Source organism: Nitrospira sp. BLG_2, from assembly GCF_049222245.1.
The window spans coordinates 1-11,104 of the sequence record NZ_JBLYIG010000567.1 but is presented as its reverse complement, the minus strand read 5'-3'; the positions used below and the strand labels follow the sequence as shown (position 1 = coordinate 11,104).

Here is an 11,104-nt window from a genome sequence, read left to right as displayed (position 1 = left end):
CTCTTCAGTTTGACCTATATCCGCAATCCAGGGGCGGCATTCGGCCTACTGGCCGGGAGCAGTAACGCGTTTCGGATGGTCTTCTTTGGGTTGACGTCGATTTTTGCGCTTGGACTGCTGGGCACGATTTTACTACGGATGCCGGAACAGGATTGGATGGGGCGTGTCAGTGTCGCGGGGATTCTCGGCGGCGCAATCGGCAACTTAATCGATCGGCTGCGTTTTGGCGAAGTGATCGACTTTTTGGATGTCTATGTTGAAAACTATCATTGGCCTGCGTTCAATGTAGCGGATTCTGCCATCACCGTTGGAGTGATCTTTCTAATCATTCACTTTGCCTTTGAGAAACGGGCCGACCCTTCTACTGCCTCCGAGACCTCTTCCGTCCCGTAATACCCGTCCCGTAATACAATGAGGACTTTTAGTGTTGAGTTGCGAGTACTGAACTCAAAACTCAATACTCAACACTAAAAACTCGGGTTAGGTCGGCATTCGGACTATAAATCCGCCTTTTTCTTTGGCTTGCTTCTGCTGCTCCGCCGAGAACATGGACAGCGGTTCGCTGTGGCAGAATTGGCACTCTTTCGTTGTGATGGTCGCAGTCGGTTCCCCGATGCTGATGAGGTACTCCTTGGCGAGTTTGAGAGCGGTGGCTTCATCCGTCGTCATCACATCGAAGTGAATGCGACCATTCTTGCCGGTGACCCAGGTATCGTAGACATGAATCGTATCCGAGGACATGCAGAACTCCTTTCAGCGGACGATCAATATGACCAAAATCCCGAGGATAATACGATAGTACGCAAAGACGCGCAAGGTATGCCGTTGGACATAGGTCAAAAAAACGGCGATGACAGCCCAGGCCACCAGGAATGAGACGAGCATACCAAGGCCAAGCGCCAAAAAATCATGATCGGTAAACGTGCCTCGTGCCTTCCACGTTTCATAGACTGTAGCCGCGATGATGGTCGGAAGGGCGAGAAAGAAGGAATATTCCGTGGCCACTTTTCGGTCCAGCCCGGAGAGCAGGCCTCCGATGATGGTTGAGCCGGATCGGGACATACCTGGAATCAGAGAGGCGCATTGTGCCAGCCCGATCCAGAATGCATGGACCGTCGACACTTGGTCCAGACTCATCGCATGACTGGTCCGTTTCGTGGCTTCAACGATGAGGATGATGATACCTCCGAGGATCGATGTCGCGGCCACGGTCAGGGGAGTGAACAAATGCGATTTGATCCACCCATGAGCCAACAGGCCGAGTATGGCCGCCGGCAAGAAGGCAATCCCGAGTCCCAGCAAAAACCATAAATTGGGATGGCTGCGCATGGAGTCTTTGACGCGATCGGACCATGGGACGTGCGGTTGGTTTACCGGGACTGCACGCAATGCCTTCTGTTCCAGCCAGGCGCCGGACAGAAGCCGCCTGATTTTTTCCCGTTCAAAAACGATGACAGCAAGAATTGCACCCAACTGAATGGAGATTTCCGCATTGGCAGCTACGTCGCCGGTGAAACCGAGGGCATGGCCCACTACGATAAGGTGTCCCGTGGACGAGACGGGTAGAAACTCCGTGAGTCCTTCGACGATCCCCAGTATTACTGCGAGCGCTGGACCCCATTCATTCATCGTACACCATGCAGGATTTAGGACGGTGAGCGAGAGGGTTCAACCCTCACGTCCATCTTTGGTAGAATGTGAGCGATAATCACAGAGCGACGACGATCCGTCAAGCACAGTATGGTTTGTGATTGGTGATCGCAGAACGGAACGATTCCACAAAAGCAAATATATTGACAACGTCCGGATGTTGGCATACACACAAGGAAAAGAACTGAACGCACCGCGTGGCAGCCAAGTAGAAGCGGGATTCCACATGCTACACAGGCAACTGTAGGATTTGATGGAGGGAGGATCGCATGAGAGGCGAGTGGACGGCGATAGTGTTGGTTGGGGCAGTGTTGGCAACTGGTTGCGTATCCAACAAGAAATATCAAGACGCGTTGGCCGAGGCAGATAACGTTAAGATGGAACTGGAGAAGACTCGTCAACAGAAAAGCGCCATGGAGCAACAGGTTCGAACCCTCAAAGAATTGAACGTGAAGTTCGGAGATGAAGCACAAGCGGCTCGTGATGAACTCCAGCGCATTGAGCACGGGCGCGATGCCGAGCGGGGCGCGATTGAAGGACGAACCAAGGAACTTGAGGACAAAGTCAAAGCGCTATCGGCGCAGAATAAGAACGTGCGGCAGGAATATCAGGACGTGAAACGCCATAACGATACGCTGAAATCATTGGTTGCCCGTTATCAAAAGGAGCTCAAAGATCGCTCCAATGCCGGGGCGTCGAATCAAACAGCGACATTGACACCCAGTCAGGCTCCATCCGGAACCGCTGCAGCTCCTCCGGCAGCGACTTCGGCGGCGATGAATATTAATAAGGTTTCAGCGAGCGACATGATTCTCTTCCTCGGACTAAAGCAAGATGAGGCCGATCGCATCGTAAGCAATCGCCCCTATCGCGTGAAGGGCGAATTGGTGGCGAAAAACGTGGTTCCAAAGGAAACCTTTGATCTGATCAAGGATCGGATCTCGGTCAGTCCATAACGAACGGGAACGCCTTTGCATTCTAAAAGGGCCGCCCTTCTCTGAAGGGCGGCCCTTTTTTCGTCTTCATCACGTCATGATCATTCACTGATTATCTTTATGAGTCGCTGGATCTGAAAGCATATCTCCGAGTGAGCAAAAATCAAGATTGAGTCCTTTGCAGACCTCAACCTGTCGGTCGAATCGGTTTTTTGTACGAATCATGTTCCACAACCTGCCGAGGCCCACACGGCCCCAGGCTGCCAAGTGGAAGACCGATAGTGGGTAGTCGGTTCCAAAGAGGAGGCGGGATTGTATCTCCGGGTGGCGCCTAAGATGCAGCAGCATCTTCAATCGATGGGGTTGGGTGATGGCTGAAATGTCGGCATAGAAATTAGGATAGCGCTTGGACAATTCCCAGAAGGTTGGAATGAATTTTTCATAAAACATGAGGCCATAGCTGCAAGCGTGGGCCGCGATGACGGTTACTCCTTCTTCGAGTGCCAGGCGGAGCCGATCGGGATTTCCGAGTGATTGATCCTTGCCGATCAAACTGAATTCGTAGCCGACATGGCTCAAGAAGAACAATCTCCGTTGCGCCAATGCCCGATAGAACGGTCGATATTTCTCGTCAGCCGGGTTGAAGTGCTGGGCGTTCGGCAAAGCTTTGATCAAGACGGCGCCGGCATCGGCGCAACGGTGAACTTCGTCAATGGCATCTTTACGTTGAGGATTGATCGACGGACCGGCCAGAAACATATCCGGATAAGCTTGGACGGTCTTGAAGACGTAATCGTTGCTGACGAGAAAGTCCGTATGCTGCCGATTGAGCAAGCCGGTCCGATCGTAAAATCCATCCATGCCGAGCAGCACCGCTTTTGAAACATGCCGTGAGGCGCGCAACTCCGCGAGGAGGTGATCCAGATATCGCTGATTGGCCTCCTGCGGCTGCATCCGCGAGAGATCATGTTTCCACAGCATGAAGCGAAAGAGCGGACTTCGAAGCAGTTTTGGGGAGATGAAGCAACCATTGTCCCCGGCGGGCAAGGCCGCAAGATGGACGTGGCAATCGATAAGCGATGTGGTGGCTGTCATTCGTCAATCGTTTTCTGGCCCGCTTCCTTGCTCATCACTTCCGACGGCTCATGCAATGAAAGTCGTTCCATCGCAATGCGCTTCACACCCCGGAGATCGAGCTTACCCGTCCCAAGGACCGGTAACGCGTCGACCTTGATGAACTGGTGTTTTCCCGGGATAAACAGATTGGGCAGGCCGCTCGTCAAGATCTTGTCCAGAATGTGAGGAATACGGGATTCCTCAAGCGTATGGAGGACTGCGAGACGCTCCCCCTTTTTCTCGTCTGGGAGACCGGTTACGGCAAAGACTTGCGTGTCGGCTTCAGCGGCCTGTTGCAAGGCTTCCTCGACCGTGCCGTGGGGGACCATTTCGCCGCCGATTTTTGAGAACCGTGACAGCCGGTCGGTAATCGTCAAGAATCCGTCTTCATCCAGGGATGCGATGTCACCGGTAATGTACCAGCCGTTCCGCATGGCTTCAGCGGTGAGATCTTCGCGGCCAAGATAGCCGTTCATCACATTCGGGCCTTTCACGAGCAACATTCCGGGTGTGCCGGCCGGGAGTGGTGCGTAACTATCAGGATCGACAATCCGCACGGACACACCGGGAAGCGGTTGACCGACGGTGCCTCGGCGTGAGGCCGGCTGATAGTAGCCGGCTGCGCGGAAGTCGGGGCAATTGACCGCAATGACCGGAGAACAATCCGTAACTCCATAGCCTTCGATCGGTCCGATCCCAAACTTATCTTCGACGGCCTCTGCGAGTCTTGCCGATAATTTTTCCGCGCCGGTGAGAATTACCCGCACCGAACCGAATTGTTCCGGCGTACAACGGCGAGAGTAGAGTTGCAGGAACGTCGGCGTGGTGACGATAAAGGTGATCCGATGTCGCCGGATGAGTTCGCCGATCGCCGCCACATCGAGGGGGGACGGGTGAAAGATGATCGCCGCATTATTGGACATGACAAACCAGAACACCATGTATCCGAATGAATGGAAGAACGGCAGAATGCCGAGGACACGCTCGTCCTGATAAAAATGGAGCACCTGTGTGGCACCCTGACTGTTGGCATCGATGTTGAAGTGCGACAGCATGATGCCTTTAGGTTCTCCGGTGCTGCCGCTGCTGAAAATGATCGTGGCCATGCTGTCGGGAGTGAGCGGAGTTGCCTGCCCGCAGGCGTGTTCGATAATACGGCAAGGAGCGAAGAGGGCCAGCAGGGCAGCCAGCACTTTCTGCCCCTTGGTGATTGTCGCGGCAACGTCCTCCAGCCAAACCACCGACGGCCCATCCGGCAGTTCAAGTTTGGCTTTTTCAACGAAGACACGGCTTGTCACGATTGTGCGCAGGTCCGCCAGTCCCACGGCGGCTTCTAGCCCGGATTTCCCGACGGTGTAGTTCAAGTTCACAATGGTCTTCCCGCAGAGGGGCGCGGCGACGTTCACCAATGCTGTGGCGACCGTGGGTGGCAGCAAGACGCCCACTCGTTGTTGGCCCTCCCAAAACGGTCGAAGCGCTCTCGCGAGGACGATTGATCCGATGAGAGCTTGCAACGATGAGACACGGGGACGGTTGTGGTCGGCCATAGCCAGGCGGAAAGGATAGCGGCGCATGGATCGGATAAATTGGCGATGGAGCGGCCGACGACTCGGTTTCCTGAGCTGCCAGGCTGCTTCCCCGAGCTCCCGAATCTTTTCACGCAGGTCGTGTGTCGGTGTACTCGGCGGCAGAGGCGCGCCGAACGAGACGGTCACGGGGTACGGAAGCTGTTCCGGAATTTTCCACAGAAAGCGGCCGCGATTGAAGCTGAAGATGCTACCCCACACACGGTCGAGATGAACCGGGATGAGGGGCGCTGTGCGTCCTTTCACGACCCGCTCGAAACCTCGTCGGAAGGGCAATAACGTTCCGGTACGCGTAATTTGGCCTTCAGGGAAGATGCAAACGAGTTCTCCCTTCTCGACGGCCGCACCGGCATCGCGGAGCGCTTTCAAAATGACCCGCAAGTCTCCATGAGAGGAAATGGGGATGACTCGGAGCGCGTTCATGAAAGGTTTGAAGATCGGCTGTTCGGCATATTGCGAATCAACGACAAAACGCACGGATCGATCCAAGCTGGCGATCAGCAGCATGCCGTCGACAAAGGAGACGTGATTGGGAACGAGGAGCGCTCCGCCGGATTGTGGAACATGAGATTGACCGACGATGCGAAGCCGATAGAGCGTGTTGGTGAGAATGACCAGCACCAGCCGAATGAACGTGTCGGGCAAAAACCAAAGTGCCCACCCTATGCCGCCCAAGGTCATTGCGGCCGCGGCCAAGAAAATGCCGGTTGTCGAGAGGCCGGCGTTGGCCAAGGAGCCGCCTACCAGTGATCCAAATAAGATGCCGGTGAAGACGCACGTGTTGGAGAACGAAATGACGGCACCGCGCCGATCGGGTGGAGATTTCCATTGGAGAATGGCGTTCAACGGAACGAAGATGAATGAACTGGATATCCCAAGCATTCCCATCATCATGAAGGTCCCTGTCAACGGGGGTGCCACGACGCCGAGCGACAGTAATATGAGAAATACGCCGATGGCGCCTATCGGAATCAGTCCGTATTCGACCCGGTTCTTGGAGATTCGCCCGACAAGCATTGCTCCGATTCCGATACCCACAGACAAGATGGTGAGTGGAAGACCGGACATCGCATCAGACAAATGCAAAACGGCTTTTGCATAGACGAGCACGTTCTGTCCGAACAGGCTCGCAATGGTCCAGAACATGATTTCCATGGGAATGGCCATGCGCAACATCCGTTCGGATTGAATCGCTGCCCATGCGCCTCGGACGGTGGCTCCCACGCCTCCGACGGTGCGGGCGGGTGCCACGAGAGGAATGTTGAAGGCTGTCATGAGGCCGATGATCGAGAGGCCGGTCAATGCCAGCGGGGCCAGCCAACGCTCATCCCCGGCGATTTGTAGAAGGAATCCTCCGGCTGCGGTACCTGTCAGAATTGCGGCGAAGGTCCACATCTCCAAGAGCCCATTGCCGGTCGCAAGCCGCTCGTGCGGGATCAATTCGGGAAGGATCCCGTACTTCGAAGGACTAAACAGGGCGCTGTGCGCACCCATGCCGCATAACACGATCAAGGGCAGAACACCTCCGGCCGGATTCAGCCAGAGTGCGACTGTGCCGGTTGCCATGAGGAAAACCTCGACAAACTTAATGGCGATGATGACCGTCCGCTTACTCACGCGATCGGCCAATGTGCCTCCGACAAGAGAGAGCAACACCAATGGCAGCGTGAAAATGACAAATGCCATGGCAGTCTGTGTCTGGGCAGCGGTCTCCAGTGCGGGGCCCGGTGCCATGCCTGCCGTCGCTTGTCGAATGGCGAGCAAGGCGACCATCAGTTTCCACGCGTTATCGTTGAAGGCTCCGCAGAATTGGGCGATCAAGAGACCCCGAAGGGGATGTGACAAAGGTGGAGTTTCAGAACCGGTCGAGGTGGTCATCCGTGAGGGCCATTCTGCCTGAGATTGAGTGTTGGGGAAATAGGAAGGCCTTCCAGCTCCATAATTCTCAGGGCATTCGTCGTGGGGCACGGGCCCGGTCGGAGCCGGTAGTCGAACTCCAGGGCGCCGGCTGACACGGTTTCCTGAAAGTGTGCATTGACGAGCCTCGGAACGGCGGACTCCAACTCCGCCAACTCCAGATCATGGGTGCTGACGAGGCCGAAACCGTTTCCTTGAGACAGTTCGGTGATGTAAGCCCGGCTGCCGATGAGCCGTTCCCGGTTGTTGGTGCCTTTGAAGATTTCGTCGATCAGGAACAAGACAGGTGGCGCGGTCATGTTTTTGGTCGCATCGAGGATCGTCTTGAGTCGTTTGACCTCGGCATAGAAGAACGACAGACCGGCATCGAGCGAATCATCGACACGAATGCAACAGGCCAGCCGGCTCCACGTCCATTCAAATGAATGGGCGCAGACAGGAGCGCCGGCTTGCGCAAGGCAGAGATTGATGCCGATCGTACGCAGGAACGTACTCTTGCCGGACATGTTGGAGCCGGTAATCAAATGAATCGAGCCGAGCTCCTTCAGATGAACGTCGTTGGTCACACGGGTCTTAGCCGGCAGTAACAGATGGCCGAGTCGGTCGGCGTGGAAAGCAGGGGGTGTTCCGTTCTGTTCGCCGGCGGTGATGAGGGGATCGGGCCATGTGTAATCGGGATGGAGATAGGCAAAGGTAGCCAGAGCCGATGCCGCTTCGATTTCTGCCAGGCAGTCCAGCCACTGAGGGAGGGCATCCTTGATCCTGTGCTGGATGTGAATCAATCGCCGAGTGAACCACAGATCCCATGGGCAGAATGCGTTGACGGCCAAATGGACGAGAGGATGGGCCTTGATGCTGATCGCATGAAGTGTCCGTGCGGCTTGTTGAAGGTGCAGCATGGGGCTGGCTTCACCGATCAGGCTCGTCCAGGCGAAAGCGAGCGCCGTGTCTCGTCGTCTTGTATGTTGCCCAATATAGCCGAGGACTGTGGCGAGCCGCTCGGTTTCATGGTGAAGTCCGACGGCATGCTCCAACAGCTCTTCACCTTGATCGGTCATGAAGTAGATCAGCACATAAGCCGCGAATGAAAACATCCAATATCCAGGAGTCAGGCCGAACATCGCGAGTAAAGCAAGACTGATCGTTGTAAGGGCGAGAAAACTTTGGACGGCAAGGATGGTGTCGACGTGAGGCAAGCCGGTCGGATGCTCAAGCACGGCAGCCAACCGTCTGCCGTTGATTTCTTGGTCTCCAGTCAGTTTGGCCTCGAGTGCAAGACGGTCACGAAATAAGGAGCGAGATGCCAGTTCTTTCACCAAAGACTGCCGTGTGCGCCAATGTGACGGGGTAGGAGGCTGCTCCAGCAGCCAGCTATGTAAACGCCCTCTGCCATGATCGGATACCGTGGTGTCGAGAAGATGTGTCAGTGAATGCGCGCCGAAGAGATCCAGATCGGCGGCGTATGGATGGGACTTTGGAGTTTCACCGGGTCTTGGAGCAATCGCGGCCCAATCCAGCGCCATCCGAGCCAGATGAGCCTGCTTGATCTGTTTCCATTGCCGAAGCCGGTGAATCCGCGTTTCTACCCTGTTATGATATGCGGCCACAGTGATGAAGAGCGCTAAGAATGCTACGAGAGCAAGATTGCCGCTATGGTACCAATCGAGCTTGTAGAGGGTCACAGTGCCGACGAGGCCGATGAGGAAAATAGCCAATCGCCATCGTGTGAATGTTGCGCTGTTCCTTGTTCCTTGAATAATCAGGCGGTCGATGCGTCGGATAATCGTTTCGATCCGCGTCATGCGCGAGCTGGCCATAATAGGCGACCTTACTGGGAACGGATAGGAACGTCAAATGTCGACATGAGTGTCAGAAGCGAATCTCGTGTGGTCACGTCGGAAGGAGAGCCTGTCACGGTTCATCAATTTCGAAATGGCAATGGCTAACGACTGGATTGACGTCTGTATCCAAGAGCGTGTCGACGCAGGCGAGCTGCTGAGTCGACTTGATGATTCTAGTATCCAGGGCGCTTGGGAGGATGAGGGGGTTGTCCATCTCTATTGGTCGGAGGACCAATGGAACGAGGATCGGCTTGCTTCGGTTCGTCTGGTCCTTGCCGACCTTGCGCCATCGATCGAGAACCTTTCCCTCTCAGTGCGACAGGTGCCGGCGCAGGACTGGAATGAAGCGTGGGCCCGCTCCGTCAAACCGCTCCGAATCGGTCGGCTGGTCATCCGTCCGAGTTGGGAATCAGTCGCGCTCGGCCCGAAAGATATCGAAATCGTGCTGGACCCCAAGCAGGCGTTCGGCACCGGCCATCATGCGACCACTCGCATGATGCTGGAATGGCTGCAAAAAGAAATCCGCGGTGGGGAAGTGGTCTTGGATGTGGGGACGGGGAGCGCAATTCTAGCCATGGCAGCTGTCAAGCTGGGCGCGGCATCTGCCATCGGAGTGGAGGTTGATTCAGTCGCCGTAGATTGCGCGACGGAATCTGTCGCACACAATAGGTTGAAGGATCGGATCGAGATCATCTGCGGTACGTTGGTTGACCTGCCGCAAGAAAAGCGGCGGACCGCCGAGCTTGTGCTGGCTAATCTTGACCGGCAAACGATTTTGGATCTCGCCGACGATGTGGCAAGTTTTGCGTTGAGAGGAGCAAGAATCATGGTCTCCGGCATTCTTGTCGAGCAGGAACCGGAAATCGTCGAGCGGTTTTCGAGTCTTGGGTTGGTCTGCTCCGAACGCTGTGAAGAGGAAGGCTGGGTGGCGATGAAATGGCTCAGGCCGGAATCCTGCGATGGGGAGGGGTGACGATGTCGACAAGGCCACCCTATCCGCATGTGTATCAGATTAATGCCTCCGACGGAGGCGTTCCGAAGCTGCCGGTTTGGGAGGCCAAGGTGAGTGAACGGGGCTTGGATGGTGATCGCCAGCGCAACCTGAAGTTCCATGGCGGGCCGGATCGCGCGGTCTGTCTATTTTTGCTCGAACTTATCGAACAACTTCAAAAAGAAGGCCATCCGATTGATGCCGGGTCATCGGGAGAAAACCTCACCTTGTCAGGCTTGGACTGGGACTTAGTGCGGCCAGGCGTCCAATTGACCATCGGGCCCGATATTTTGCTCGAAGTGACGAGCTATACGACGCCCTGTATCCATAATAAGAGGTGGTTTCGAGAGGAGGACTTCTCGCGCATTTCGCAGAAGTTAAACCCAGGTTGGAGTCGTGTCTATGCGAGGGTGCTGCGCGGCGGCGTGGTGCGGCCGGGAGACGCAGTAGAGATAGGAGGTATGTAGTGAATCGGATACTAGAGCCGGAACTTATGGACGATCCGGCGCAGGCCGAAGCTTACGCGCGCGCTGATTTTGCCGAGGAGAATCAAGGATTCGTCGATCGCTTCAAGGAATATTATTCGGAGTTTTCTCAGGGGAAGGTATTGGATCTCGGTTGCGGCCCTGCCGATATTCCGATTCGATTGGCCAAATTGTATCCCTCTTGCCAGGTCATCGGCATCGATGCCTCGGCGCCGATGATTCAATTGGGTGAACAAGCAGTAAAGGAAGCCGGATTGGTAGACCGTATTTCATTGCGCTGCGAACGGTATGAAGATATCGCCGGCGCGAGAATCGTTGACGCCGTGGTTTCAAACAGCCTGCTTCATCATCTGCCGAATCCATTGCAGTTCTGGCAGAAGATTCGCCAGTTGGTGAAACCTGGCGCGCCGGTGCTGGTCATGGATCTCCTCCGTCCGGACTCGCCGGAAGCGGCCCAGGCCATTGTCGACCACTACGCCGCTAACGAGCCGGACATTCTGCGCCGCGACTTTTACAATTCCCTGCTGGCGGCTTTTACCGAGGACGAGATCGGCTCACAGCTGGCCCGCATGAACCTCACCCG

General features: G+C 55.6%; 10 protein-coding genes. 5 read left to right on the top strand and 5 right to left on the bottom strand.

Annotation, left to right across the window (positions count from 1 at the left end; translation table 11 throughout):
- Positions 1 to 393, top strand: a 393-nt coding sequence (gene lspA / locus ACOSYY_RS15185) for a signal peptidase II (RefSeq protein WP_421663408.1), incomplete at its 5' end; no start/stop codon positions are given.
- Positions 394 to 480: 87 nt separating this feature from the next.
- On the opposite strand, the gene ACOSYY_RS15180 is transcribed toward lspA, so the two are convergent.
- Together ACOSYY_RS15180 and ACOSYY_RS15175 are read right to left on the bottom strand one after the other, a co-directional pair.
- Entirely contained in the window at positions 481 to 741 is a 261-nt protein-coding gene (locus ACOSYY_RS15180; RefSeq protein ID WP_421663406.1) for a DUF2024 family protein, read from the bottom strand.
- A 12-nt stretch (positions 742 to 753) separates the two neighbouring features.
- Entirely contained in the window at positions 754 to 1,629 is an 876-nt protein-coding gene (locus ACOSYY_RS15175; RefSeq protein WP_421663404.1) for an undecaprenyl-diphosphate phosphatase, read from the bottom strand.
- A gap of 290 nt (positions 1,630 to 1,919) precedes the next feature.
- Between ACOSYY_RS15175 and ACOSYY_RS15170 the strand changes: the two genes are divergently transcribed.
- The gene (locus ACOSYY_RS15170; RefSeq protein ID WP_421663402.1) at positions 1,920 to 2,606 is read left to right on the top strand and encodes a hypothetical protein; all 687 of its coding nucleotides are present in this window, start codon (positions 1,920 to 1,922) and stop codon (positions 2,604 to 2,606) included.
- Positions 2,607 to 2,690: 84 nt separating this feature from the next.
- On the opposite strand, the gene ACOSYY_RS15165 is transcribed toward ACOSYY_RS15170, so the two are convergent.
- From ACOSYY_RS15165 to ACOSYY_RS15155, 3 genes are read right to left on the bottom strand one after another with little or no spacing between them, the layout of a single operon-like run.
- A complete protein-coding gene (locus ACOSYY_RS15165) occupies positions 2,691 to 3,680 on the bottom strand; it encodes an amidohydrolase family protein (protein WP_421663401.1) in 990 nt (329 codons plus the stop codon).
- Entirely contained in the window at positions 3,677 to 7,165 is a 3,489-nt protein-coding gene (locus ACOSYY_RS15160; RefSeq protein WP_421663400.1) for an acyl-[ACP]--phospholipid O-acyltransferase, read from the bottom strand. The genes ACOSYY_RS15165 and ACOSYY_RS15160 overlap by 4 nt, the downstream gene beginning before the upstream one ends.
- Positions 7,162 to 9,021: a MutS family DNA mismatch repair protein gene (locus ACOSYY_RS15155; RefSeq protein WP_421663399.1), complete on the bottom strand. Its 1,860-nt coding sequence runs from the start codon at positions 9,019 to 9,021 to the stop codon at positions 7,162 to 7,164. The genes ACOSYY_RS15160 and ACOSYY_RS15155 overlap by 4 nt, the downstream gene beginning before the upstream one ends.
- A 67-nt stretch (positions 9,022 to 9,088) precedes the next feature.
- Here ACOSYY_RS15155 and ACOSYY_RS15150 point away from each other — a divergent pair, with 67 nt between their 5' ends.
- The 3 genes from ACOSYY_RS15150 to ACOSYY_RS15140 form a co-directional block, all read left to right on the top strand.
- Complete coding sequence (locus ACOSYY_RS15150; protein WP_421663397.1) at positions 9,089 to 10,018, top strand: 50S ribosomal protein L11 methyltransferase; 930 nt, start codon at positions 9,089 to 9,091, stop codon at positions 10,016 to 10,018.
- Between the two features lie 2 nt (positions 10,019 to 10,020).
- A complete protein-coding gene (locus ACOSYY_RS15145) occupies positions 10,021 to 10,503 on the top strand; it encodes an MOSC domain-containing protein (protein WP_421663396.1) in 483 nt (160 codons plus the stop codon).
- On the top strand, positions 10,503 to 11,104 hold a 602-nt coding region (locus tag ACOSYY_RS15140), incomplete at its 3' end, for a class I SAM-dependent methyltransferase (protein WP_421663394.1). The genes ACOSYY_RS15145 and ACOSYY_RS15140, both read left to right, overlap by 1 nt.